The organism is Hyphobacterium lacteum, assembly GCF_036330345.1.
In the GTDB taxonomy this organism is placed as follows: Bacteria; Pseudomonadota; Alphaproteobacteria; order Caulobacterales; family Maricaulaceae; genus Hyphobacterium; species Hyphobacterium lacteum.
This window is the reverse complement of sequence record NZ_JAZDRP010000001.1, coordinates 295,642-321,078: the sequence shown is the minus strand read 5'-3', so window position 1 is coordinate 321,078 and position 25,437 is coordinate 295,642. Positions and strand designations below refer to the sequence as shown.

The 25,437-nt window shown below is 58.8% G+C and carries 27 protein-coding genes and 1 tRNA gene; 21 read left to right on the top strand and 7 right to left on the bottom strand.

Annotated features, from left to right (window positions below; translation table 11 throughout):
* Window positions 1-21: 21 nt before the first annotated feature.
* From V0U79_RS01535 to V0U79_RS13675, 3 genes are all read left to right on the top strand, one after another.
* Entirely contained in the window at window positions 22-513 is a 492-nt protein-coding gene (locus V0U79_RS01535; RefSeq protein ID WP_330197693.1) for a MarR family winged helix-turn-helix transcriptional regulator, read from the top strand.
* Between the two features lie 101 nt (window positions 514-614).
* Entirely contained in the window at window positions 615-1,829 is a 1,215-nt protein-coding gene (hemA, locus tag V0U79_RS01530; protein ID WP_330197692.1) for a 5-aminolevulinate synthase, read from the top strand.
* The gene (locus V0U79_RS13675) at window positions 1,796-2,083 is read left to right on the top strand and encodes a DUF6898 family protein (RefSeq protein ID WP_373696424.1); all 288 of its coding nucleotides are present in this window, start codon (window positions 1,796-1,798) and stop codon (window positions 2,081-2,083) included. Before hemA ends, V0U79_RS13675 begins: the two co-directional genes overlap by 34 nt.
* 7 nt (window positions 2,084-2,090) lie before the next feature.
* Here the strand turns inward: V0U79_RS13675 and V0U79_RS01520 are convergent, their stop codons facing one another.
* Window positions 2,091-2,516, bottom strand: a complete 426-nt coding sequence (locus tag V0U79_RS01520; RefSeq protein ID WP_330197690.1) for a Ros/MucR family transcriptional regulator — start codon at window positions 2,514-2,516, stop codon at window positions 2,091-2,093.
* Window positions 2,517-2,740: 224 nt separating this feature from the next.
* Between V0U79_RS01520 and glyA the strand changes: the two genes are divergently transcribed.
* The 10 genes from glyA (at window position 2,741) to V0U79_RS01470 (ending at window position 11,633) form a co-directional block, all read left to right on the top strand.
* Window positions 2,741-4,021 (top strand): serine hydroxymethyltransferase, encoded by a 1,281-nt coding sequence (glyA, locus tag V0U79_RS01515; RefSeq protein ID WP_330197689.1) that lies wholly within the window; start codon window positions 2,741-2,743, stop codon window positions 4,019-4,021.
* A gap of 9 nt (window positions 4,022-4,030) precedes the next feature.
* Window positions 4,031-4,516, top strand: coding sequence for a transcriptional regulator NrdR (nrdR, locus tag V0U79_RS01510; protein ID WP_330197688.1), 486 nt, complete (start codon window positions 4,031-4,033; stop codon window positions 4,514-4,516).
* Window positions 4,513-5,187: a RibD family protein gene (locus V0U79_RS01505; protein WP_330197687.1), complete on the top strand. Its 675-nt coding sequence runs from the start codon at window positions 4,513-4,515 to the stop codon at window positions 5,185-5,187. The genes nrdR and V0U79_RS01505 overlap by 4 nt, the downstream gene beginning before the upstream one ends.
* Window positions 5,188-5,790, top strand: coding sequence for a riboflavin synthase (locus V0U79_RS01500; RefSeq protein WP_330197686.1), 603 nt, complete (start codon window positions 5,188-5,190; stop codon window positions 5,788-5,790).
* 3 nt (window positions 5,791-5,793) lie between these two features.
* Complete coding sequence (ribB, locus tag V0U79_RS01495; protein ID WP_330197685.1) at window positions 5,794-6,918, top strand: 3,4-dihydroxy-2-butanone-4-phosphate synthase; 1,125 nt, start codon at window positions 5,794-5,796, stop codon at window positions 6,916-6,918.
* Entirely contained in the window at window positions 6,915-7,340 is a 426-nt protein-coding gene (gene ribH / locus V0U79_RS01490) for a 6,7-dimethyl-8-ribityllumazine synthase (RefSeq protein ID WP_330197684.1), read from the top strand. The genes ribB and ribH overlap by 4 nt, the downstream gene beginning before the upstream one ends.
* A complete protein-coding gene (gene nusB, locus V0U79_RS01485) occupies window positions 7,340-7,795 on the top strand; it encodes a transcription antitermination factor NusB (RefSeq protein WP_330197683.1) in 456 nt (151 codons plus the stop codon). Before ribH ends, nusB begins: the two co-directional genes overlap by 1 nt.
* A complete protein-coding gene (gene thiL / locus V0U79_RS01480; RefSeq protein WP_330197682.1) occupies window positions 7,792-8,763 on the top strand; it encodes a thiamine-phosphate kinase in 972 nt (323 codons plus the stop codon). The genes nusB and thiL overlap by 4 nt, the downstream gene beginning before the upstream one ends.
* Window positions 8,764-8,786: 23 nt before the next feature.
* A complete protein-coding gene (locus V0U79_RS01475; RefSeq protein ID WP_330197681.1) occupies window positions 8,787-9,302 on the top strand; it encodes a hypothetical protein in 516 nt (171 codons plus the stop codon).
* 171 nt (window positions 9,303-9,473) lie between these two features.
* Window positions 9,474-11,633, top strand: coding sequence for a sodium-translocating pyrophosphatase (locus tag V0U79_RS01470; RefSeq protein ID WP_330197680.1), 2,160 nt, complete (start codon window positions 9,474-9,476; stop codon window positions 11,631-11,633).
* A 75-nt stretch (window positions 11,634-11,708) separates the two neighbouring features.
* On the opposite strand, the gene V0U79_RS01465 is transcribed toward V0U79_RS01470, so the two are convergent.
* Window positions 11,709-12,197, bottom strand: a complete 489-nt coding sequence (locus V0U79_RS01465; RefSeq protein WP_330197679.1) for an outer membrane protein assembly factor BamE — start codon at window positions 12,195-12,197, stop codon at window positions 11,709-11,711.
* Between the two features lie 98 nt (window positions 12,198-12,295).
* On the opposite strand from V0U79_RS01465, the gene V0U79_RS01460 reads away from it, so the two are divergent.
* From V0U79_RS01460 to V0U79_RS01430, 7 genes are all read left to right on the top strand, one after another.
* Window positions 12,296-12,832, top strand: a complete 537-nt coding sequence (locus V0U79_RS01460; protein WP_330197678.1) for a ubiquinol-cytochrome C chaperone family protein — start codon at window positions 12,296-12,298, stop codon at window positions 12,830-12,832.
* Between the two features lie 97 nt (window positions 12,833-12,929).
* Window positions 12,930-13,991 (top strand): phosphate acyltransferase PlsX, encoded by a 1,062-nt coding sequence (gene plsX / locus V0U79_RS01455; RefSeq protein WP_330197677.1) that lies wholly within the window; start codon window positions 12,930-12,932, stop codon window positions 13,989-13,991.
* The gene (locus V0U79_RS01450; RefSeq protein ID WP_330197676.1) at window positions 13,988-14,953 is read left to right on the top strand and encodes a beta-ketoacyl-ACP synthase III; all 966 of its coding nucleotides are present in this window, start codon (window positions 13,988-13,990) and stop codon (window positions 14,951-14,953) included. Before plsX ends, V0U79_RS01450 begins: the two co-directional genes overlap by 4 nt.
* 75 nt (window positions 14,954-15,028) lie before the next feature.
* The gene (locus V0U79_RS01445) at window positions 15,029-15,328 is read left to right on the top strand and encodes an integration host factor subunit alpha (protein WP_330197675.1); all 300 of its coding nucleotides are present in this window, start codon (window positions 15,029-15,031) and stop codon (window positions 15,326-15,328) included.
* Between the two features lie 9 nt (window positions 15,329-15,337).
* Window positions 15,338-15,763 carry a MerR family transcriptional regulator gene (locus tag V0U79_RS01440; RefSeq protein ID WP_330197674.1) on the top strand — a complete coding sequence of 142 codons (426 nt, stop codon included), beginning with the start codon at window positions 15,338-15,340 and terminating at the stop codon, window positions 15,761-15,763.
* 80 nt (window positions 15,764-15,843) lie between these two features.
* A tRNA-Pro gene (locus V0U79_RS01435) sits at window positions 15,844-15,921 on the top strand.
* Between the two features lie 74 nt (window positions 15,922-15,995).
* Window positions 15,996-18,845 carry an Ig-like domain-containing protein gene (locus V0U79_RS01430; protein WP_330197673.1) on the top strand — a complete coding sequence of 950 codons (2,850 nt, stop codon included), beginning with the start codon at window positions 15,996-15,998 and terminating at the stop codon, window positions 18,843-18,845.
* Here the strand turns inward: V0U79_RS01430 and V0U79_RS01425 are convergent.
* The 3 genes from V0U79_RS01425 to V0U79_RS01415 all read right to left on the bottom strand — a co-directional run bounded on the left by V0U79_RS01425 (window position 18,842) and on the right by V0U79_RS01415 (window position 21,760).
* The gene (locus V0U79_RS01425; RefSeq protein ID WP_330197672.1) at window positions 18,842-19,330 is read right to left on the bottom strand and encodes a paraquat-inducible protein A; all 489 of its coding nucleotides are present in this window, start codon (window positions 19,328-19,330) and stop codon (window positions 18,842-18,844) included. The genes V0U79_RS01430 and V0U79_RS01425 overlap by 4 nt on opposite strands.
* Before the next feature lie 108 nt (window positions 19,331-19,438).
* Window positions 19,439-20,563 (bottom strand): acyl-CoA dehydrogenase family protein, encoded by a 1,125-nt coding sequence (locus tag V0U79_RS01420; protein WP_330197671.1) that lies wholly within the window; start codon window positions 20,561-20,563, stop codon window positions 19,439-19,441.
* A gap of 15 nt (window positions 20,564-20,578) precedes the next feature.
* Window positions 20,579-21,760 carry an acyl-CoA dehydrogenase family protein gene (locus tag V0U79_RS01415; protein ID WP_330197670.1) on the bottom strand — a complete coding sequence of 394 codons (1,182 nt, stop codon included), beginning with the start codon at window positions 21,758-21,760 and terminating at the stop codon, window positions 20,579-20,581.
* 144 nt (window positions 21,761-21,904) lie between these two features.
* On the opposite strand from V0U79_RS01415, the gene V0U79_RS01410 reads away from it, so the two are divergent.
* The gene (locus V0U79_RS01410; protein WP_330197669.1) at window positions 21,905-22,927 is read left to right on the top strand and encodes a COX15/CtaA family protein; all 1,023 of its coding nucleotides are present in this window, start codon (window positions 21,905-21,907) and stop codon (window positions 22,925-22,927) included.
* Here the strand turns inward: V0U79_RS01410 and V0U79_RS01405 are convergent.
* Both V0U79_RS01405 and V0U79_RS01400 read right to left on the bottom strand, forming a co-directional pair.
* Window positions 22,924-23,907 carry a hypothetical protein gene (locus tag V0U79_RS01405; protein ID WP_330197668.1) on the bottom strand — a complete coding sequence of 328 codons (984 nt, stop codon included), beginning with the start codon at window positions 23,905-23,907 and terminating at the stop codon, window positions 22,924-22,926. The genes V0U79_RS01410 and V0U79_RS01405 overlap by 4 nt on opposite strands.
* Before the next feature lie 11 nt (window positions 23,908-23,918).
* A complete protein-coding gene (locus V0U79_RS01400) occupies window positions 23,919-25,304 on the bottom strand; it encodes an alkaline phosphatase PhoX (RefSeq protein WP_330197667.1) in 1,386 nt (461 codons plus the stop codon).
* Between the last annotated feature and the right edge of the window lie 133 nt (window positions 25,305-25,437).

Here is a 25,437-nt window from a genome sequence, read left to right as displayed (position 1 = left end):
TGGGTGGAATGGAGATCCGACATGGCCCTTGCCGAGTCGCCGTCGCAGGACGTGGAAACGCGTCCCGATTACCTCGAATTGCTGCAGCGCGTCGAGCGCCTTCACCGCCAGCTTCTGGATGTCGTGAAGGATGAGCTGGACCGCGAAAGCCTGCGTGATCTGACCAGTGTTCAGGCGCTCCTGATCTATAATATCGGGGATCAGGTTCTGACCGCGGGCGAGCTGAAGTCGCGAGGCCATTATCTGGGGTCCAACGTTTCATACAATCTGAAGAAGCTGGTCGATCTCGGCTTCGTCAATCAGAAGCGCTCCAGCGCCGACCGGCGCACGGTCCGCATCAGCCTGACCCAGGAAGGGCTCGACGTGTGTGAGCGCCTGACCGCGCTATTCGCGCGGCAATCCGTTGCCCTGGAGCCGTCGGGCGGCCTGAATACTGAAACAGTCGAAGCGACCAATGTTGCGCTGGATCGCCTGGAACGTTTCTGGACCGATCATATTCGCTTCAGGCTGTAATTTTTCAGCCTGCGTCCAAACGTCCAACTCGCCTTTGCGGCGGAATTGTTTAAGTAGTGTCGATATCCGTTTGGTAAGCGACTCTCGGTGGCAATTCATTCATGGACTATCAGGACGCCTTCAAATCTGCCGTAGCGCGCGTTCGCGCCGAGGGCCGGTATCGTGTTTTCGCCAATCTACGCCGTTATCGCGGCGAGTTTCCGAGGGCGCGCTGGCGCACGGAAGATGGCGATGTTCGGGACGTAACGGTCTGGTGTTCCAACGATTATCTCGGCATGGGCCAGAAGCCCTGCGTGACCGAATCGATGAAAGGTGCGATCGACGATGTTGGCGCTGGCGCCGGCGGTACTCGCAACATCTCCGGAACCACGAATTACCATGTCGAGCTTGAGCGTTCGCTCGCCGACCTGCATCAAAAGCAATCCGCCTTGCTGTTTACCTCGGGCTATATCGCCAATGAGGCAACGATCGCGACGCTCGGGAAGATCCTGCCGGGTCTGATCATCTATTCAGACGCATTGAACCATGCCTCCATGATCGAAGGCGTGCGCGGAGCGAAATGCGAGAAGCATGTTTTCCGACACAATGATGTCGAGCATCTCGAGGAATTGCTAAGGGCAGCTCCCCTGGATGCGCCGAAACTCATTGCGTTCGAGTCCGTCTATTCCATGGATGGCGATATTGGTCCGATCGAGGCGATCTGTGATCTCGCCAACAAATACAATGCGCTGACTTATCTTGATGAAGTCCATGCCGTTGGCCTTTATGGGTTGCGTGGCGGCGGGATCGCCGAACGCGAAGGTCTGCTCGACCGGGTCGACATCATTGAGGGCACGCTTGGTAAGGCGTTCGGTGTCATGGGCGGTTACATCGCTGCTGATGCGAACATTGTGGATGCGATCCGCTCCTGGGCACCTGGATTCATATTTACGACGTCTCTCGCTCCGGCACTGGCAGCCGGTGCGCGAGCGAGCGTCGAATATCTTAAATCGGCCCATTACCTTCGCGAGCAGCACCAAGAACGCGCGAAAACGCTGATGCAGCGCATGCGGGATGCCGATTTGCCGGTCATGGATAGTGAAACGCATATTGTCCCACTGTGGGTGGGCGATCCGGTCCTCTGCAAGCGTCTTTCCGATGCCCTGCTGGATGATCATGACATTTATGTTCAGCCGATTAATTATCCCACGGTCCCGCGGGGCAGCGAGCGGCTGCGTTTCACGCCTTCGCCGGCGCATGATGATGAAATGTTCGATCAGCTGATTGAGGCTCTTCAAGAGGTCTGGGTCCGGTTCAAGGCCCGGCGCACCGCCTGACTTCGAACGCCGATCTGGCGCGGGCGCTCGTCGACCGCGAAATCATTTTCGAATTTATCGATACCGGCCCGGCTATCCGGGTGGCGGCCATTGATGTGGCGACCGGTGAGGAAGTGGTGATCCAGTCACCAAAGTCGGCGGCGCGTCATGAAATGGAACGCGTCGCGGGTGCAAAGCTGGCGAGAAAGCTGGGACTGACGGGCAAAAAGAAACGGCCGGATGAGGGTTCACCCGGCCGCGGCATAAAGGTCTAGCTTCGGTCTATTTGGATTTGCGCTTTCCGCGCCCCAGACCGATATCCTTTGCAAACGCCGAGCGCTTACGAGAATAGGCCGGTGCGACCATAGGATAGTCAGATGGCAATCCCCACTTCCGGCGGTAATCATCCGGCGACATGTCGTATTGCGAACGCAGATAGCGCTTCAGCATTTTCAGTTTCTTGCCGTCCTCCAGACAGACGATGTATTCGTCAGTAACAGACTTGGAAACAGGAACGGCCGGTTTTGATTTTGGCTCAGGCTTGGCTGCTGTTCCGCTGATTTCTCCCATTGTTGCATGAACAGAACGAATGAGATCAGGAACATTCTCGGCGGGAACTGAATTGTGCGTCAGAAAAGATGCAACAATATCAGTTGTCATCCGCAGAAGTTCTTCTTCATCGATCATGGGGAGGTTTTCGTCTGTCATAATAGCTCCATTAGACTTGGTTTTTTGCGGCTATCCTAGGTGAGATGAGGTTTGTCTAGAATTCAACAGCCGGTTTGGCAATCGCCATTCTGTACAAAATTCTCATTATACTTTGGGTCGAACCTGCGTTGGTATTCACAAGTGCCGCAAGACTCGCGTTGTCACGATAGCGGTTGCCTCTTATCACTGATCTCCAGTAACCGGCGTGCCCAGGAGTGATTCACGTGTCTTCCGAGTTTTTCAGCCAGTCTCTGGCCGAGTCCGATCCCGATCTGGCGAAAGCCGTTGGCCAGGAAATCCGCCGTCAACAGCAGCAGATCGAGCTGATTGCATCGGAAAATATCGTGTCGCGAGCTGTGCTGGAAGCACAGGGCTCCCCGCTGACCAACAAGTATGCAGAAGGCTATCCCGGGCGCCGGTATTATGGCGGTTGCGAGTTCGTCGACATCGCCGAGGACCTGGCACGCGACCGCGCCCGGAAATTGTTCGGAGCGGCTTACGTCAATGTGCAGCCGAGTTCGGGAAGCCAGGCCAATCAGGGTGTTTTCCTGGCTCTGTTGAAGCCCGGTGACAAAATTCTTGGCATGAGCCTTGATGCCGGAGGCCACCTGACGCATGGCGCCAAACCGAACATCTCCGGCAAGTGGTTCGAGGCGCACCATTATGGCGTCCGCGAGGACGACGCGCTGATTGATTATGATGCTCTGGAAGAGAAAGCCAGAGAGGTGCAGCCGCAACTGATCATTGCCGGCGGTTCGGCCTATCCACGGATCATCGACTTTGAACGTTTCCGCAAGATCGCCGACGAGGTTGGCGCCTATCTGATGGTCGACATGGCGCATTTCGCAGGGCTGGTTGCGGCCGGCGAATACCCCAGTCCGATCCCGCATGCTGATGTGGTGACCACGACCACACACAAGACACTTCGCGGGCCCCGCGGTGGCATGATCCTTTCGCGCGACGAAGATCTGGGAAAGAAGTTCAACTCCGCCATTTTCCCGGGTTTGCAGGGCGGGCCGCTGATGCATGTCGTCGCGGCCAAGGCCGTTGCGTTTGGAGAAGCCCTGCAACCGGGCTTCAAGGATTATATCAAGGCCGTCGTGGCGAACTGCAAGATCATGGCCGAAACATTGAAAGATGGCGGTTATGAAATTGTCTCGGGTGGTACAGACTCGCACCTGGCGCTTGTTGATCTGCGGCCGAAGTCTTTGACGGGTGATATTTCCGAAATGGCGCTGGAGCGCGCCTACATGACCTGCAACAAGAATGGCGTGCCGTTCGATCCCGAGAAGCCGATGGTGACTTCTGGTCTTCGTATCGGCTCGCCGGCGGGCACAACACGCGGTTTCGGTGAAGCAGAGTTTCGTCAGATCGGCGAAATGATGGTTGAGGTGCTGGATGCACTCTCGCAAAACCGTTCTGGCAACAAGTCCGTGGAGGAAGCCGTCAAGGCCCGGGTGATTGAACTGACGTCCCGCTTTCCGATTTATCCAGAATTGTCCTAGACTTGTTCCATGAGATGTCCGTTCTGCAGCCATCCTGACACGCAAGTCAAAGATTCCCGCCCCGCGGAAGATGGTGCTTCTATCCGACGCCGCAGGTTTTGCCCGGGCTGTTCGGCGCGATTCACGACATTCGAGCGGGTGCAGCTGCGTGAGCTGACTGTGGTTAAGCGCAATAATCGCCGGGCGCCATTTGATCGGGACAAGCTGGCGCGGTCGGTCGCCCTGGCCTGCCAGAAGCGGAACATCGATCCGGACCGGATCGATCAGATGATTTCCGGGATTGTCCGCCGGCTTGAGAGTTCAGGCGATTCCGACGTGACGTCGGATTCGATCGGCGAGCTGGTAATGGATGCGCTCAAGGGGCTCGATCCTGTCGCCTATGTCCGCTATGCGTCGGTCTATAAGGATTTCCGTGAAGTCGATGATTTCCGGGACTTTATCAAGGGCGAGAAGTTGGCGCCAAAAGGCACCGAAGCCGTAAAGACAAAGAAATGAGCGGGGCGCCGAAACGGTGCGTCACCCTCAAACTGGCGACCTCCCTGGATGGCCGCATCGCTTTGTCCGATGGGACCTCCAAGTGGATCACCGGCGAAAAATCGCGAGAACAGGTCCATCGGCTAAGAGCAGATCATGATGTGGTTCTGACCGGCATCGGAACAGTCCTGGCCGACGACCCCGAACTGACGGCGCGTTTGCCTGGATATGACGGCGGCCAGCCAGGGCGGGTTATTGTCGATACACGGCTGCGGACACCTGAAAGTGCCCGAATACTGGATAATGGCGGACCAGTCCTGATCATGTGTGGCGGAGATGTACCTGCCCATAGCCGTGCGGCTCTTGAAGCCAGAGGTGCCACAGTCGAGACACTGAACCGCTTCGATGGCCCCAGTCTCAGCCTGAAGGCCGTGATCGAGCGCGTGAGGGCGTTGGGTGGCGAGCGGATAATGATCGAAGCGGGTGGTAAACTGGCTGCAAGCGCGATCCGTAACGATCTGGTCGATCGTATTGAATGGTTTCGTGCCCCCATACTGCTCGGTGGTGACGGATTGCCGGTTGTTTCAGTGCTTGGCCTTGAGCGCATGGACGAAGCTCCCATCTTCACCCGGGTCAGCGTCGGGGAGTCCGGCGAAGACCTGCACGAAGTCTATGAAAGAAAGGCCGGCTAGATGTTTACCGGCATTGTGACCGCAAAAGGCAGGCTGGAGAGCGCCACCGGTACCGGGGACCGGCGTTTTACAGTCGCTTCTTCTTACCCTGTCGAGACGATCGATCTGGGAGCTTCGATATGCCACGCAGGCGTGTGTCTGACGGTTGTCAGCAAACAGGCCACTGCTTCGGGCAGCGTCTTTGAAGTTGAGGTCTCTCCCGAGACGCTCGCGCGCACAACTCTTGGGGCGTGGCAACTGGGTGAGGAGATCAATCTGGAGAAATCCCTGCGTCTCGGCGATGAAATGGGTGGTCATCTGGTGACCGGGCACGTCGATGGCGTGGGCGAGATTGTGGACCGGGAAGACAATGGTGACTGGCTGTCCTTCAGGGTGAAGGCGCCGGAACAACTTTCGAGATTTATTGCTGAAAAGGGCTCGATTGCCGTCGATGGTGTCTCGCTGACCGTCAATAGCGTCGCGGAAGATCGCTTCGAACTGATGATCATTCCCCACACCGCCGAGGTGACGACGCTCGGCTCACTGCAAATTGGCGCGCGGGTCAATCTTGAAGTTGATCTCATGGCGCGATACGCCGCACGCCTGATGCAGGTGGACCGATAAGGCATGGCTAGCGACACGCCGCTTTCTCCGATCGAGGATATTATTGAGGACGCCCGGAATGGACGGATGTTCATTCTTGTCGATGCCGATGACCGCGAGAATGAGGGCGATCTCGTCATTCCGGGACAGTTTGCGACGCCTGAGGCCGTAAACTTCATGGCGCGGCATGGCCGGGGGCTGATCTGCCTGTCGGTTACTGCAGAGCGGGCCAATGCGCTCGGCCTGGAGATGATGTCCTCGAACAACAGGACGCGCCATCAGACGGCCTTCACGGTCTCGATTGAGGCGAGGGAAGGGGTCTCGACGGGTATTTCGGCGCATGACCGGGCGCTGACGATTGCCACAGCCATCGACCCGGCAAGAGGCCAGGACGACATTGTAACGCCGGGCCATGTGTTTCCTCTGATCGCACGCGATGGCGGAGTGCTGGTGCGTGCAGGGCATACGGAAGCCGCTGTCGATGTTTCCCGGATGGCAGGGCTGAACCCGTCAGGCGTGATCTGCGAGATCATGAATGAAGACGGCACCATGGCGCGGATGCCGGATCTCGTTTCGTTTGCGCAACTGCATGGGCTGAAGATCGGGACGATTGCTGATCTGATTGCGTACCGCCGCCGGTATGACCGGTTTATCGAACGCCGTGCCGAGGTTCCATTTGAAAGCCATTGGGGCGGGATTTTCAAGCTCGTCGTCTATCGCAGCCTGGTGGACGGATTCGAGCATGTTGCCCTTCTGAAAGGCCAGCCGGAAGCGGACCATCCTACTCTGGTGCGCATGCACAAGGTGAGTTTCGTCGATGATGTGATAGCTGCCACCGGACGGCGGTCAGGTCTTGTTGAAGTGGCCATGCAGTCCCTGGCACAGCATGACGGGCCCGCTGTAATGGTCTTCATCCGTGAAACCAATTTGAATGCCATCCGTGAGCGCTTCGGTGCAAAGCCGGTTGAACCCGATGAAAAGCGCGAAGAGCGCCGCCTGCGGGAATATGGGATCGGGGCGCAGATCCTGACGGATCTGGGCGTCGGCGAGATGGACCTTCTGACAACAGCGCCCAGACCGATTGTCGGCCTTGAGGGATATGGCCTGTCGATCAATTCGACGGTGCCGCTTGGAGATTTTGAAGCATGAATGGCAATCCGCGTATCCTGATCGTCGTTGCTCCCTATTACGAGGAAGTCAGCGATGCCCTGCTGGCCGGTGCCAAAGCGGCGCTTGGCGATGCTGATGTCGACATAGCGGAAGTGCCCGGCGCGCTGGAAATCCCGGGCGCGATTGCCTGTGCGGTGAAGAGCCGTACCCGGTTCGATGGTTATGTCGCGCTTGGCTGCGTGATCCGTGGTGAAACCAGTCACTATGACTACGTGGCCGGCGAATCCGCGCGGGCGCTGATGGATCTGACGCTGGATGGGGTCGCTGTCGGAAACGGGATATTGACGGTCGAGAACCGTGAGCAGGCGATGAAGCGCGCAGGCGAGAAGGACAAGGGCGGCGATGCGGCTCGTGCCTGTCTTGCCATGATCGGTTTGCGTGAACGCTTCGGTGCCGCCTGATGGAACCGGCTGAGGACATTATGCCGGAGATGAAGCCCAAGCCGGCCGCACGGCTGGCCGCGGTCCAGGCGGTTTTCCAGGCCGAGCAGGATGATGCAGGGATTGACCGGATCGTGGCACAATTCCTCGAGCACCGGATGCAACCCACTGCGGATAAGCGCTTGTTCGAGAACATTGTTCGCGGGGTGGTCGGGACCGTCCCGGTGATTGACCAGCAAATCCGGCCTGCTCTGAGCGACAAATGGACGGTTCAGCGGCTGGATCCGACGTTGAGAGCCATTTTGCGCTGCGGTGTTTATGAGCTGACCGCGCATTCGGATCTGGCTATCGGAACCATCCTGCAGAATTACGTAGACCTTGCCGGGGCGTTTTTCAGCGACAAGGAAACGGCGTTCGCCAATGCTGTGCTCGACCGTATCGCAAGGGATCTCCGTCCACAGGAAGGAAATGCGTGAGCGAGGCCGGTGAATTCGATTTCATTGCGCAGCACCTTGCGCCGCTTTCACAGGGCTATGAGGGTGCTTTCGGCCTGACCGATGACGCGGCAATCCTGGCAGACGTGCCGGGATTGGTAATTACCACCGACACGATGATCCAGGGCGTGCACTTCAGAAAGCTGGAGCCGTGGGATCTTGTCGCGCGCAAGGCACTTCGCGTGAATTTATCCGATCTGGCGGCCATGGGAGCAGACCCACATGCGGTTCTGCTCTCAATCACATGGCCGCAAGCGGTTCGGCCAGCGCAGATGCAGCGTTTTGTTGACGGGCTGAAGACCGATCTGGAAGCCTTTGGAATTCCCTTGATCGGCGGTGACACTACGCGGGGCGGTGAACTGCTCGTGGTGACCGTCACCGCACTCGGACAATGCGAACATCCGCTTCTGCGGTCCGGGGGTGAAGCCGGGCAGGACCTGTATGTGTCCGGCACGATTGGTGACGCAGTATTGGGCCTGGAAGTCGACACGCTGGCGGGACTGACCGGCGTGCACAAGGCGATTGTAGAAGACCGGCACCTGCTTCCGACGCCGCGGCTGAAGTTGGGCCGCGAATTGTGCGGGCTGGCCAGTGCGGCACTGGATGTCTCTGATGGTCTGGTTGCTGACGCAGGACACCTTGCCCGGGCCAGCGGGGTTAAAGCCGGGATAGAACTGGATTCCATCCCGCTGTCGTCGGCGGCTGAAACCTGGGTCCGGATCCAGCGCGATCCCATTGCCACGCTGGTCAAGCTGATCACGTCGGGTGATGATTATGAGCTTCTGTTCAGCGCGGGGCCGGAAAAGCGCGAGGAAATTCTCGCCGCGGCCAAACGTGCAGGGACGCATATCGCCCGCATCGGGTCTCTCATCGAAGGCAAGGGCGTGGAGGTCCGGACCACGAGCGGCGAACTGGTTCGAATTGATCAGGCCGGCTTTACGCATTTTTGAGGGTGTTTTGCTAAGAGAGCGGCATGAAACGCTTTCTTCTCGCCTTCTCGATCTGCTCGCTTTTTGCGGTGACCCCGGCTTTTGCCAGCGGCGGGGGTGGCGGTGGCAGTGGCGACAATAGCGCCAACAGCAACCGGATTGCGATCGACTGGAATCAGGACGAAGGCAGTGCCCAGGCCGAGTATGAAAGCGCAGTGGCGGCACTTGGTGTCGATGAGGGCAATCCCCGCGTTGTGGTCATGCCGGCGATCGTTGTGCCGCTGGTCGTCGATGACCGGCTCCAGGGATATGCGTATCTCCACTCGCGTTTGCTTGTTGCTGAAGGTGAAAGCACACGGGACGTCATCGAACACACCCATTTTGCGCTGGACCGCCTCATCCGGGCCAGCCACCGTACAAATCTGACAGCGGAGAGCGGTGATACGGTTGATATCGACCTGACCACTCAGGTCTGGATGGACACGCTGGCGGAGTATTTCGGTGAGGGTGTTATCCAGCGTTTGGCAATAATGACGCCAGACACGCGGCTTCTTCGCTGATATTTCAATAGCTTGACAGGATGCAGGCGGGTGTGTTGCGCCCGCCTATGCGTTTGGGCATATTCCCGCCACTTTTCCACGGGGGGGAAGGGCCCTTCGCCGATTCTCGGCGCTCGGCCTTCGCGTTATCTCCTCACAGTCATAACGATTTGGGACGAAAGGCTTCTAGCCATGAATATGGAACTGGGACTGGTTATCATCGCCGGCCTGCTCGCCGTACTTTACGGCGTTTGGCAAAGCCGGTCGATCCTGGCGGCCGACGCCGGGAATGACCGCATGAAAGAGATCGCTTCGGCGATCCAGGAAGGCGCAAATGCTTATCTGCGCCGTCAATACATGACGATCGGCATCGTCGGTGTGGTCGTTGCCATTGTTGTCGGCATCCTGCTTGGACCGCTCGTTGCCCTTGGCTTCGTGATCGGCGCCGTTCTGTCAGGCATTGCCGGCTTCATCGGCATGCTGATCTCGGTTCGCGCGAATGTCCGGACCACCCAGGCGGCGACGCAAAGCCTGGCCGGCGGTCTGTCGATGGCTTTCCGCTCGGGTGCTGTTACCGGCATGCTGGTGGCTGGCCTCGCGCTTCTGGGCGTGGCCGTTTATTTCTACGTTCTTCTGGCCATGGGGTATGATGCCGGAAGCCGTACGGTTATCGACGCTCTCGTGGCTCTGGGCTTTGGTGCGTCCCTGATCTCGATTTTTGCCCGTCTCGGCGGCGGCATCTTCACCAAGGGTGCCGATGTTGGTGGCGACATGGTCGGCAAAGTCGAAGCGGGTATCCCCGAAGATGATCCGCGTAACCCGGCGACGATCGCCGACAATGTCGGTGACAATGTCGGTGACTGTGCCGGCATGGCGGCTGACCTGTTCGAGACCTATGCCGTGACCGTTGTGGCAACCATGGTTCTGGCATCGATCTTCTTTGCCGGTGAAGCCGGTCCGCTGATGCTGCTTCCGCTGGCGATCGGTGGTGTCTGTATTGTGACCTCAATCATCGGTACCTTCTTCGTTCGCCTCGGCAAGTCCAACAACATCATGGGCGCGCTCTACAAGGGCTTCATTGCCTCGGCCGTTCTGTCGGTTCCTGCCGTCTACGCCGCGGTCATGTATGTCGCACCGAACGGCATGGGCGCGATCGCCACCGGGTCGGATATCACCGGTATGGACCTGTTCATCTGTGGCCTGATCGGCCTGATCGTGACCGGCCTCATCATCTGGATCACCGAATACTATACCGGCGTTTCTGCTCGCCCGGTGAAGTCGGTTGCCCAGGCTTCGGTCTCGGGCCACGGCACGAACGTCATCCAGGGTCTGGCCGTTTCTCTCGAAGCCACCGCGCTTCCGGCTCTGGTCATCATTGGCGGCATCATTGCCACCTACATGCTGGCCGGTCTGTTCGGTATCGCGATCGCTGTCACCACCATGCTGGCGCTGGCCGGTATGGTCGTCGCCCTCGACGCCTTCGGTCCGGTAACCGACAATGCCGGTGGTATTGCCGAAATGGCGGAGCTGCCCAGCGAAGTGCGCAACACCACGGATGCGCTGGACGCTGTTGGTAACACGACCAAGGCTGTGACCAAGGGCTATGCGATCGGTTCGGCCGGCCTCGGTGCACTGGTCCTGTTTGCCGCCTACACTGCAGACATCCAGCACTTCATCGAAACGGCCAATGGCGAGGGCTTCTTTGCGGGCCTCATCTACGGTGGCACGGAAGTCGCGGCGAATGTCGTGAACTTCTCGCTGTCCAACCCCTATGTTGTGGTCGGCCTGCTGTTCGGCGGTCTGCTGCCCTTCCTGTTTGGCGGTATGTCGATGATGGCCGTGGGCCGTGCGGCCCAGTCGGTCGTCGTCGAGGTGCGCCGTCAGTTCAAGGAAAAGCCGGGCATTATGCAGGGCACGGAGCGCCCGGATTATGGCCGCGCCGTCGACCTGCTGACCAAGGCTGCGATCCGCGAAATGATCGTGCCGTCCATGCTGCCGGTTCTGTCGCCGATCGTGCTGTTCTTCGTGATCCAGCTGATTGCGGGTCCGGGTCCGGCTCTGTCGGCTGTTGGTGCCATGCTGCTGGGTGTGATCGTGACCGGCCTGTTCGTGGCCATCTCGATGACCTCTGGCGGTGGTGCCTGGGACAATGCGAAGAAGGCGATCGAAGACGGTTTCACCGACTCCGATGGCGTTCTGCACGAAAAGGGTTCTGAGGCTCACAAGGCTGCCGTCACCGGCGACACTGTGGGTGACCCCTACAAGGATACGGCTGGTCCGGCTGTGAACCCGATGATCAAGATCACGAACATCGTGGCTCTGCTGCTGCTGGCTGTGATCGCCCACATGTAGACGATTGCATATCCAACGAAGAAGCCCCGGTCGTTCGGCCGGGGCTTTTTTGTATCCAGCAGACGTGGAAGAAAACTATTCGTCGCGGCGGGGGCCGCCAGCGCCACCGGGCAAATTCTGTTCGCCGCCAAACTGTTCTGACGGCAGATTGCCGATATTGCCAAACAGCTGTTCCCAGACGCTCATCTCGCGGCCCGGCGTAGGCGTTTCGCGATCGACCAGCGTCACGCGGCGGCCATCGCCAATTCCGTATTCGTTTACGGCGGTAACGGTGCCGGCATCATCGAACTGGATCTCCATGATCCGCCGATAGCTGGTTTGCGGGCGCTGATAGGCGAGAGACTGGCGTGTGTCCGACATGTAATACCAGGTTGTCGATTCGAAGACGCCCTGAGTTGACGGGCTGCCGAGGCGCTCGAGAACGCTCGCCTGATTGTCTTCACCCGGCACGATCTCCGGCACTTCGCCATCGACATAGATAAAGCCATGGTTCCGGAGCACCGGCGTACAACCGGCGGCAAAGACGGATCCGGCTGCAACAGCCAATAGCAATGCGCGCTTCATGAATTAAACCCTGACTCCAAGCGGATGAAAGTATGCCGCGTTGACCTACCCAAGCCTGATCATAGCTTCAAGGGCGAATGCAAGGGAGTGTTCATCGCATGTGGTCGATCTTCAAGCGCCGAAGGCAGGCGAAAGCGCATGTCGAGGCGTTGTACAGCAGCATCGTCGATGCCGCCCGCCAGCCGGTTTTCTACCGTGACATGGGCGTGCCCGATACCGCAGAGGGGCGGTTCGAGATTATTGCGCTGCATGTCATTCTCGCGGTTGACCGGCTGAACGGCCAGGGCGAGGCAGGCAAAGCGGTCGGACAGAATCTGTTCGAACATTTCTTCAAGGACATGGATTACGCCATGCGCGAGATGGGTATCGGTGATACCAGTATCGGCAAGAAGGTACGAGCCATGGCGGAAGTCTTCTTCGGGCGCTTCAAGGCCTATCTCGAAGCGCGTGATGCAGATGAATCCGATGCTCTTTCCGCAATGATGGCGCGAAACATTTTCGAAACGGAAGCAGACCGGAATTCTGATCGCCTGGCGGCTTATTGCAGGGCGTCGGAACAGCATCTCTCGGGCCGTGACCTGTTGGCTCCCGTCGCGCCGGACAGCCAGTTATTTCCTGCTGCTGACGGGAGCTGAACCTCCGGTTTTGGCTGCTTGCATCGCCTTCATGTTGGACTAAGGTCGCGCCAATCGTTCACTGCGCCGGTTCGCCGCGCACAGCACTTGCGTGGGTATGTCACACACTTCGCCAATCATTTCGGTCGATGCGATGGGAGCCGATCAGGGCCCCTCTATCGCGGTTGAAGGCATAGAGCATATCCTGAAACGCCGGCACGACAGTGCAGCCCGTTTCCTGGTGCACGGTGATGAAGCGCAGCTGTCGCCATTGATCGAAAAGTTGAGCGCCAAAGCCCGAGATCGGATCGCGGTTCAGCACACGGATACCGAAGTTCGAATGACCGACAAGCCGAGTGAGGCGGTTCGTCGGTCAAGAGGCTCTTCGATGTGGAATGCGCTGGCTGCGGTTAAGGCCGGTGATGCGGATGTGGTCGTGTCCGCGGGCAATACCGGTGCGCTTATGGCCATTTCCAAAGTTGTTTTGCGTATGAAAAAGGGCGTTCACCGCCCGGCCATCTCGGCCAGCTGGCCAACGCCGCGCGGACATACTGTGGTTCTGGATGTCGGGGCGAATGTCGAGTGCGGACCATCCCAGCTCGTGGAATTCGCAATCATGGGCGAGGCCTTTCACAGGGCGGTGCATGGTTCAACCAATCCCACTGTCGGCTTGCTGAATGTCGGTCAGGAAGAACTCAAGGGGAATGATACGGTGCGGGCCGCCGCGCGCTTGATCCGCGAAGCGGCTCTGGACCTCAATTACCACGGGTTTGTCGAGGGCGATGACATCTCGCTTGGCCTGACGGATGTGGTCGTCACCGACGGTTTCAGTGGCAATATAGCCCTGAAGACTGCTGAGGGTGCCGTTAAGCTCGTAGGGCACTGGATGCGGGAAGCATTCACCAGTTCGATCACCGCCAAGATTGGCGCGGCTTTCCTCCAGATGGGCGGACTCGATCATTTGCGGGCAAAACTCGACCCGCGATCCATTAATGGCGGTGTCCTGTTGGGCTTGAACGGCATGGTCGTGAAAAGTCATGGGGGAACGGACGGTGAAGGCTTTGCGACAGCACTGGGGTTGGGAATCGACATGGCCGGCAGCCACTTCCTGACCGAGATTGAAGCCAATCTCGACCGGCTTAAAGCCGCCGAAGAACAATCCAGCGAAAGCAATTCGTGACCCGTATAATCAGCCGAGTTGCGGGGCAGGGGGCGTATCTCCCAGAGCGCGTTCTCACCAATGCCGAAATTTCCACTTTCGTGGACACCAGCGATGAATGGATCCAGGCCCGGACGGGTATTAGGGAGCGTCACGTTGCGGCTGATGGAGAGACGACAGCCGACCTGGGACATGCGGCGGCATTGGCGGCGCTGGCCGATGCAGGCTGCGGGGTGGATGACATTGATCTGATCGTTGTCGCGACGACCACGCCGGATCTTGTTTTCCCGTCTACGGCCGCTCTGATCCAGAACAAGCTGGACATGCGTCACGGTGCTGCATTCGACGTCCAGGCCGTGTGCTCTGGTTTTGTCTACGCGCTGGCGGTGACAGATGGTTTGCTGAAGGGCGGCGTATTCGAGCGAGCGCTTGTCATCGGTGCTGAAACCATGTCGCGCATCCTCAACTGGGAGGATCGGACGACCTGCGTGCTGTTTGGCGATGGGGCCGGGGCCTGGGTTCTGGAGCGCGCTAAAGGCGGCAAGGCTGGCCTGGTTGGCTATGATCTGCGATCCGAAGGCCGCTATTCCGGCTTGCTGAAAACGACCGGAGGGGTCTCTTCGACGCAATCATCGGGCGTCCTGACCATGGAAGGCCCTGCCGTCTTCAAGCATGCGGTGACCAAGATTTCCAATTCCATGGAACGTCTCATCGAACGCGAAAAGATCGCCATCGAGGAGATTGACTGGTTTGTACCGCACCAGGCCAATCAGCGCATTCTCGAAGGCGTGGCCGACAAGTTGAAAATCTCGCGGGACAAGGTGATTTCCACCGTCGCGCAACATGGAAATACGTCTGCCGCTTCCGTGCCTCTGGCGTTTCATCAGGCCGTCAATGATGGCCGGATCAAGCGCGGTGATCTGTGTCTGCTGGAAGCTTTGGGCGGCGGCTTGACCTGGGGGTCGGCGCTGGTGCGTTTTTAAAGATTAGAACGCGCTAACACATTGACGAGGCTGGCCTGTTGGGACTAGCCTGTTCTCGTCTAGTGGGGGAATAAAATGTCAGGTAAAACCGTAACGCGAGCTGATCTGGCAGATGCCGTGCATCAGAAGATCGGTTTGTCGCGACAGGAATCGTCTGATCTGGTCCAGTCCGTACTGGGAATGATCTCGGATTCGCTGGCTGCCGGAGATTCGGTGAAGCTTTCTTCATTCGGTTCTTTTGTGTTGCGTGACAAAAACGGGCGGATCGGACGTAATCCGAAGACGGGCGAAGAAGTGCCCATCGAGCCCCGCCGTGTTCTGACCTTCAAGCCATCCCAGGTCTTGAAGGAAAAGGTTGATGCGGGCCATTCCTAAGGACGGCCAGTGACCAAGAAGGCACCCGACGCCTACCGGACTATCAGTGAAGCAGCCGACGAGCTGGACCTGCCGGCGCATGTCTTGCGGTTCTGGGAAAGCCGCTTTTCGCAGATCAAACCCGTCAAACGCGCCGGTGGACGGCGTCTCTACCGGCCCGGTGACATCCAGCTCCTGCGCGGCATCCGGACATTGCTCTACGAGCAGGGCTACACCATCAAGGGGGCCCAGAAATACCTACGTGAACATGGCGTGGCAGATGTGGCAGGGCTGGCCTCAGGCGATGGCGACGTTCCAGCAACGCCTGCCATTGCTGATCGTTATGTGCCGGCCGCAACTGACGGGGATACTGCGGGGCTACGCCAGGTGATCCGGAAACTTGCGGCCGCCAAGGCCAAGCTGGATGAAACGCTGGCAGCGCGCGCGACGCACTAACTTCCGCAGTTGCCGTGGGCGAAAGCCGCTCCTATAAGACGCTTCCCCTGCAGGCGCTTTGCGATCCTGCTAATTCGGTTCGGAGCGTGGCGCAGCCCGGTTAGCGCACCGGTCTGGGGGACCGGGGGTCGCGAGTTCAAATCTCGCCGCTCCGACCATTTCCCGCACACGATTTGTGGTTGGCCTGCCATACGGGCTGAGTCACACTCCCGGATAACAAAGGGAGATGTTGATGCGTGCCATCCTTTCCATTGCCTGCTTGATTGCGTCGGCGCCTGTTCAGGCTCAGGTGCCCGTTGCCTGGGACATCCAGCGGACAGCGGAGCAGCAGGTTGAGGGCACGGAAAATATCGGTGGACTCCAGGAAACGTTCTCGGCTCCCGTAGACGTTTTACCGCATATCGGCCATTTGGCTCCGGGAGACATGATCCGGGTACCAATGCCGGAAGGCGGGATGGTTGATGGTGTGATGACGTCCAACTTTCCGACGGCAACGGGCGGACGCCATCTCCAGATAGATCTGGAGAGTGGTGACCGCGTATTGATGCATATCGGTCTCAACGCGACCTATGCCCGTATCTGGCAGGGGGATGCCCAATACGAGATCAGCCCGTCGGTCGGCGGCGGCCTTGTCCTGCGAACATCTGAAGACCCTCCGCTGGCTGAAAATGACGGGGTTCTGGACCCAGGACTGGGGCCGGTTTCGGCAATGGCAGCCGAGGACGGACTCGACCGGATTCAGGCAGGGTCGGACACGCTCGATTTTCTCTATTTCTACGACATTCAGATGATCGAGACGCATGGTTGGGGCCTGCCGGATCTCGCGGTGACGGATATCGGCAATCTGACGACGGCGCTCGTCAATTCCGGTGTTCCGCTAACGGCTGATCTGACCCAGCTGCAATTCATGGACGTCGCGATCGATTATCCCAGCGATGACCTTTTGACGGACCTGGGCGGGCGCCGCGGCGTTTTCGATGGTCTTCAGGACCGGATTGATTCCCTTCAGACCGACGTCATCTCGCTTAACCGGGTTTATGACTCAAGTCGCGAGAATTTTTGTGGCCTCGGCTATGTGCACAATCCGGAATCCACGCTGTTCGGTCGCTCCCATATCAATGTTTGCCATAACGGCCTGACGCTCGCCCACGAGACCGGACACAATATGGGACTGGCGCATGGTGTTGCCACGGATTGTGACGAAGGTGTCGACAATTGTTCCGGCTCGCGCGGCCGGCCTGTGAACTGGGCGCGAGGCTTCAGGATTGACAGTGCGACCGCTGACGGTGGCATTTTCACATCTGTCATGGCCTACGGAGCTAACCGGACGCCGCAATTTTCCGATCCGAATGTGGAATGCCCGGAACGGGGCAGTTTTTGCGGCGTGCCGATTGATGACGCGGCTGGAAATGGTGCCTATGCGGCGCGGGCCCTGACGGATTATGCGACCGGACAGCCTTCGCGTGGTGTACCCAATCCGCGCCTGGCCAGCGCTGTTTTGCCAACCAGCCGCTATGTGGCGACCAACACGGCCGCGACGGCATTCATGACGGTCATCAATCCTGGCAGTGTCGATGGTACGAACTGCATTATCGAACACCACGGACCTTACCGGAACAGTTTCAGCTATCAGACCACTGACCCGGCGACCAATGGGCTGACAGGATCGCCGGATACGCCGGTGAACATTCCGGCTGGTGGATATCAGACTTTCCTTGTGTCGCTGACGCCGGGTGATGACATCACCTCTACGGTGCGGTTCGCTCCCTATGCCTCATGCGACAATATCCCAATGGCTCTGGTATCGCCCGGACTGAACACGATTGATCTGGGCGCGGATACTGCCGGTGGCCCGGACCTGATCGCGCTTTCCGCCACGATCAATAATAACGGCATTGTGGACATTGCTGTTGGCCCGGGCGGTGTGTTTTCGGTCGCCACGATCAATCTGGGTGGTGCCGGTGATGTGACAGTTTCGGCGCGTTCGCTGGATCCTGGTCTGCCGGCAACGGGACTTGTGTGTCAGACGGACGGGGTGGGGGCGTGCATGGCCAATCCCGCAGAATCGCTGACGCTGAATATTGGCGCCAACGAAACACCGACATTCGGTGTGTTTGTGCAAACAGATTATGTGACGCCGTTTGATGCCAGCCAGCGTTTCCAGTTCCAGATGCAGGTGGACGGGCAGGTCCGTGGCTCCACATCTGTCGCTATTCGCGATAGCGGTGATCTGGTTCCTCCCGGGAATTCTGCCCATGCTTTTACTGTGACGGCGTACGATCAGGCGAGCGGGAATCTTTCAACCCATGCCACCGGATATTACGACCGGTTTGAAATCGTATCGGGGCCCGGCCTGGGCACATTGACGCTGGATGCAGCGACCGGTGCGTATACGTATACGGCCGGCGGCGCGGCCGGGGGTGACACCTTTACCTACAGGGCGGGAAATTCATCGGGATGGTCTCCGGCCATGGCTGCAACTGTCACTGTGGATGCGCTACCTGTGCCCGTCGTGACGGCGTTCACGCTGGAAGATGATACCGACGGGACCTTTGCCGTCGATCTCGACGATCATGCTGACGGCAATATCGAGATCGATCGCTTTGTTCTGACAACGCCTCCAAGCATTCCATACAGCTTTAACAATCTGACGGGGGTCGTATCGGGAACATTTCCGTCTGAGTCAGGCAGCCATACATTTGAATTCAGTGCTGAAAACCAGTCCGGGCAGGGAACACCCGTGACCGGCACATTCAATGTGATTGCTTATGATGCCTGCGCTCCAGCGAATTTGACCCAGGGACGTCTGCAGCGGCGATTGCAGGCGATATCACTGGCAGAAGGCGCACCGGACGACGCCGAAGCCATTACAATGGGCGAGGCCCTTTGCATGGAGGAATACAATGTGAACCCGGATGATAGCTGGGTCTATTTCCGGAACACCGCTCTCGATATTCGAGTCGTTTTCGGACCGCGGACCGGACCCGACCGCTATATTGTCTACTATAGGACGGCTGGCGGCTCCGGTTGGACCGGTAATTTCTCGCTTTGCAAAAATGGATCGTCTCTGGGCGCCTGTTAGGCGCGGGCAGGGGAGTCCCGCACAATCAGGCCGGAGGCGATCATCAGGCCGATTATCGCGGCGGTGAAAAAGTAGAGGCCGGGCTGCTCGGAAATTCGCATGGCACGATCACCTGACAGGGTGAATACGATGATGGCCGCGATCAGGACATCCATCATCGACCATTTGCCAAGACGATCGACCCAGATCAGCACGCTGCGTCCGTGGGCCCAGCCGGCATTGACCGCTGCCAGATAGAACGCCTTGCCGATCGGAAACAGGATCGAGAAAACAAGGATCACCATTCCCAGAAGCAGCTGGCCGTCCTCGAGGAGGGCACGGGTGACATCCAGAAGGGAATGTGCGTCATGAAAGAATATCAGCCGCCGGGTCTCCAGCATTGGTGTCAGGAGTCCCGCGGCCAGACAAATGCTGGAAACCAGAATCAGAAGCCGCGCCACGACGCCGCCGCGCCCGTATACCCCCGGAATGCTGCTTTCCGCCAATTCAGCCTCCCTGTCTTTCCGGTATCTGGCCGGGAAAATGCGGCGGCATGAAGGCATGAAAAAAGGGCCGCACCTTTTGATGCGGCCCCTGTTTTCAGCTTTATACGGCTAGTATCCGCTCATCGTCGCGACCTGGGCGGCACCCCAGGCATCATCGCCGAGGAATTCGCCGGCGGCTTGAGCGCGCTTGTAGAAAAAGCCGATCTCATACTCGTCGGTCATCCCGACACCACCGTGCATCTGGATGGCTTCTGCAGCGGCAAGGCGGCCAACCTTGGTTGCCTTGGCTTTCGCGGCTGCAATCCAGAGCGGGGCCTGAGACGGCGATTCATCGAGTTGACGCAAGGCTTTCATGACAAGCGACTGGGTCATTTCCACCTCGGTCAGCAGGTGTGCTGCCCTGTGCTGCAAGCCCTGGAATGAGCCGATTTTCTGTCCGAACTGCTCGCGCTCCTTGATGTAATCAATGGTGCGTTCGAACGCTTCCTCGGCGACTCCCAATTGCTCGGCAGCAAGGCAGGCACGGCCGGCATTGAGCACGGCATCCAGAAGGGCGCGCCCGTCATCGGTTTCCGACAGAAGCGCATCGCCGTCCAGTTTGACTTCATCGAAATCGATGTCAGCCGGTGCCTGGCTGTCGATCGAGCGCCGCAATGTGCGGGTCACGCCCTGGGCGGAGGGGTCAACGAGGAAAAGCCCGATTGAACCATCATCCGTCCTGGCCGCAACAATCAGGATGTCGGCACCATTGCCGCAGACAACATGGCGTTTCTTGCCGCTCAGCTTGAACCCGTTGCCATCCTTGGATGCGGTGGCCTCGATCGAATTGGCGTCGTGGCGGGCCTTTTCATCAACGGCGAGGGCATAGACCTTTTCACCGGCGGCGATTTTTGGAAGGTGCTCGCTTTTTTGAGCATCTGTGCCGCCCATGCGGAGCGCTGTTGCACAAAGAATGGAGGAGGCCAGGAAGGGCGTTGCTGCCAACGTCTTTCCCATTTCCTGAAGGATCAGGCCAGCCGCGGTGAAGCCCATATCAACTCCACCATATTCTTCGGGAATGACGATGCCGTTCCAGCCCATCTCACCCATTTCTTGCCAGACCGCATGACGAAATCCGTCCTTGCACCCTTCATCCCGCAAGCGGCGCAGTTCGGAGACCGGAGATTTTTCTTCGAGAAATGCTTTCGCGCTGTCGCGCAGCATCTGCTCTTCTTCAGACAGAAGATAAGTCATTGATGTGTTCTCCGCTTAGCCGCCCGGCAGTTCCAGGACGCGCTTGGCAAGGATGTTCAGCTGGATTTCGGATGTGCCGCCCTCGATAGAATTGGCACGGGAGCGCAGCCATGAGCGGGCGGGATCCCCATCTTCCGGCTTGTCGCCTTCCCACAGGAGTCCATCTGTTCCCAGCGCTGACATGTTCAATTCGTGGCGGCGCTTGTTCAACTCGGTTCCGTAGTATTTGAGCATCGAGGCCTTGGCGCCGACGCCCTGGCCGGAATCGGCCTGGTCCTTGATACGCTGCAGCGTCGTTTCAAAGGCCAGCGCGTCGATCGTCAGACGGGCGATATCACCGCGCAGAATCGGATCGGCGACGCGGCCATCGCCATCAACCGAACCGGATTTATGGGCGGCGGTCACCGGATTCATCTGGGCGCCGCTGCCACCGCCTGCGATATTGGCGCGCTCATGCGAGAGCAGGTATTTCGCCACATCCCAGCCCTTGCCGGGCACGTTCACGACGTTTTCCTTGGGAACTTTTACGTCATCAAAGAAGGTCTCACAGAAGGGCGATTTGCCCGAGATCAGCTTGATTGGCTTCGTCGAGACACCATCCCATTCCATGTCGATCAGCAGGAAGGAAATGCCCAGATGCTTGGGCGCATCGGGTTCGGTGCGAACCAGTGCGAAAATCCAGTCGCACTCGTCGGCGTAGCTGGTCCAGACCTTCTGGCCATTCACCACCCAGTGATCGCCCCTGTCCTCGCCCTTGGTACGCAACGATGCGAGGTCGGATCCGGCGCCCGGCTCGGAATAGCCCTGAGCCCAGCGAATCTCGCCGCGCGTGATCTGCGGGATGTAGTGCTTTTTCTGCTCTTCGGTGCCGTATTTCAGGAGTGCTGGCCCCAGCATCCATATGCCGAAGGAGATAAGCGGCGGACGCGCCTTGATGCGTTCCATTTCCTCTTTCAGGACCTCGGCCTCCTCCTTTGAGAGGCCGCCGCCACCATATTCGGCCGGCCAGGTCGGGCAGGTCCAGCCGCGTTCGGCCATGCGCTCCAGCCAGATCTTCTGATCTTCGCTGGCGAATTCGAAACGCTTGCCACCCCAGCAAACGTCTTTTTCATTGGTCATCGGTTTGCGCATCGATTCCGGGCAATTGGCTTCCAGCCAGTCCCGGGTCTCGCTGCGGAAAGTTTCAAGATCGCTCATGACGCTCCCCATCTGGTCTCTTTGCCTGACGAAAGACTAGCGCGAGAATCCTTTGAGGCGAGCCCCTTTGCCACCTGCGGCGAATGGGCGCCGGGACTTGCCTTGGACGTAAACCCGGGTAAGTCAGCAGCGAAAGGAAACGCCATGCCGCTTGCTCGCCCGCAGACCAGTCAGGCCATTTTCATCTGGCTTCTTGTTATCGCTGCCATGGTGTCGGCGATGATCCTCGTCGGCGGTGCGACCCGGCTCACGGATTCAGGCTTGTCGATCACTGAATGGCGGCCCGTCACAGGGGCCATACCGCCTCTGTCGGAGGCCGGTTGGGATAGAGAGCTGGAACTCTACCGCTCGACCCACGAATACCAGGTCCAGAACCGGGGCATGTCGATGAGCGAGTTCCAGTTCATCTACTGGTGGGAATGGGGGCATCGATTCCTCGGCCGGATGATTGGCCTGGTCTTCGCGGTGCCGTTCGCGATTTTCTGGTTGCGCGGCATGATCCCGGAGCGTCTCAAACTGCCCTTGATCGCGCTGTTCGTCCTTGGAGGACTGCAGGGCGCTATTGGCTGGTGGATGGTCTCCAGCGGTCTCGTGGACCGGCTGGATGTGAGCCAGTATCGCCTCGCCACTCATCTGGGTATGGCCTTCGTGATTCTCGGCCTGTCAGTCTGGCTGGCTCTGGAGGCACGCTACGGTGTCAGTTCGCGGATGGTAGACCGCAAGGCGCCGTTCGGCGTGGTTTTCTGGGCACTGGTGTTCATTCAGATCATTCTCGGCGCCTTTGTTGCCGGACTGGACGCCGGACGCATCTATACAAGCTGGCCTTTGATGGAAGGTCGCCTGATACCTGATGGCTATCTGGGCGGTATGGGTTGGTTTCAGGCGATTTTTGAAAGCCGTCCCGCTGTACAGCTTCATCATCGCTGGCTGGGCTACATCGTGGCGATCAGCGCCGGGGTGCTGGCGTTCCGGCTCTGGCGTGATGGTCATCCGGATCTGCAGCGCGCGGCTGTGTGGATTGCAGCCATCACGATCATCCAGATCGTTCTCGGCATCACGACCCTTGTCCATGCAGCGCCACTATCGCTTTCTCTGATGCACCAGGCCGGAGCAATCGCCCTGTTTACGACAGCCGGCGTTACGGCCTGGAAGCTGCGGCGGGTCTAGTCAACGTTGGTGATGCCGCGGGCGAAGGTTTCCCTGGCGACCAGCCGGACCCGGCCGTCTTCTTCATCTGCAATCGCAACCAGTCCACTTTGATAGGATGCGCCGCCGAATGATGCCTCTGTTGCGGCAAGGGCGCCGGGACGATCAACCCCGGGAATAGAGAAGCCGTCACGGACAATTACATTGCCAATCGGGGAGAGGGTGGTTCCATCGCGTACATTCAGCGTTTCGGAATTGCCATCGGACAAGATCAGAACGGGGCGGCCCAGAAAATCCCCGGCGGCCAGAGCGCTGGCATAGCCGTCAATCTGTGCCGTGACATTGCCTTCCTCATCGAAACGGAAAATTCCGCCCGCTGGCGACGCAGCATAAATTGCGCCATCGGACGCGACACAGGAGCGTGCCGGCGAGGGAAGGTCGAATCGTGCCCGGCGTTCAGCGCCAATCAGATCGCCTCCATCATCTGCGACCCGCCAGATCTCGACGGATGTACCACGAGACAGAACGACAAGATCGACATAGCCAATGCCCTCACCAAGGGCACAGACGCTGGCAATATCCCCTTGCGGACCGATCGGCTGAATGGGGGCCTCTATCAGTTCCGGCCCGTCACGCAACAGTGCGAAAGCGCGAACGAGATTGGTGTTCCGGTCGGCACCGAAAAGCAGCGGCAGTGCTTCACCCCGAAGCTGGAAGCCGGGAGCTGTCGCAAGTCCCCAAAGACGGGGTCCGGTCATCCGGTGTACGGATTCGCCATCAGCATTGAAAAGATCGATCCCGCCCTCGGTGGGGGCTACGGCCACAAGTCCCGCCCATGCTGTTGATGTATCAGGGACGAAAGAGACGGCTGAAACGCCTTCGGTCTGGACCGGCTCCATCACGCCGGTGGAGACCATTTCCAGGTAACCATCGTCGGCCAGTTGCGATGTCGTGTCGCCCGTCGCGTCCGGCTGCGCCGGATCACAGGCGGCCAGCAGCATTGCGCCTGCGGTCAGGAGCCCAAGCTTTGCCAGGGCCCGCGGATTGCAAAGGTTCGCGAGGGTTCCGATTGTACGTTCAGGAACAGAATATTGCCGTCCGGAGAGAAACATGGTCCACAAAACTCACTGTAGCGGTCATCGACGCTGAATGCGTTGCGCGCAATCGTATAGATACGGCCCGCAGGCGTCACGCCGCGAATGTATTGATCGCCCTGACCATCCTCAGCAACAATCAGATCGCCCCATGGCGCGATGCAGATATTGTCGCAATAGTCCATGATTTCGGCGCCCGGACTCTCGATGAAGAGCTCAAGGCGTCCTGGTTCCCGGGCTTCACCCGGCTGTCCCTCAAGGCGTGACGGGATATAGCGGAAAATTTGCCCGACGCGCTCCCGGCCGCCGTCGGTGCAGGTGAAGTAGAGCTCGCCATCGCCGAACCAGATGCCTTCGCCACGCGTGAACTGAGCGGCGCCTGCCGCAACATGGCGTTCGGCGAGGTCCGCATCGGGATTGTCGGGTTGGTCTACATCCATCCATTCGACGGCGAAACTTTCGCCCATGTAAATTCCGGTCTCTTCCCAATTCCGGGTATCAAGTCCGTGCACTTCGCGGATTTTCAGACATTGCAGGCGGCCGCCAGCCGCAAGGTTGCCACGTTGATTGGGGATGAAACGATAAAACAGCGCGATATCGTAATCGTCTTCGGTGAGATAGACGATACCGGTAGCCGGATCGACCGCGACCGCTTCGTGCCGGAAACGACCCATATCGGTCAGCGCCCGGGCATCGACAAGTTCGCGTGCGCCGGCAGGCACCTCGAAAACGTAGCCATGATCGCGGGTCATGTGCTCGTTGGCCCGAACCACGGTTTCCTCGCATGTCAGCCAGCTGCCCCATGGCGTCGGGCCACCCGCGCAATTGTTATAAGTGCCGACGAGCGACAGAAATTGCCGCCTGATTTCCAGAGTATCCGGGTCCAGGACGAGCGTGGTTGTGCCTCCAGGGACGCCACTGCCATCGTGCATCGGATCGTAAAAGCGTGAAATGTCAGGGTCGCCAATGCGTTGGCCGTTCCGCATGTAAGCCGAGCGTTCCATCTGGCGGATACTGAGTTCGTGGTTGCGAATGAGCGTGAGGCCGTCGGGCATGTCGAAGGCCGCCATTCCGTCGAAATCGCCGGGCGTGAGAAGTCCGTCAGACATCGGCTCGCCCTCGGTCGAAATTACCGAATAGGAAAAGCCGGGCGGCAGGTCGAGGAGTCCCTCAGGGTCCGGCACCAGAGAAACCGGCGTTACCTCGATGGCTGCCGCGTTGCGCGCGCATCCCGAAATCAGAGCGAAGCCGGTGAAGGCCGCGCTGACTGCGGCGGTGGATTTCAGAAACTGACGTCGGTCCATAATCCGATATCCCTGTTACAGCACCGGATTTATGGGCTAATGGCCGCCTGATAAAGCCTGTCAAAGAAACTTATTATATCTGCGGTATTATTATACCGCATATCTATGCCATTGAATTTATTACAATCTGAAA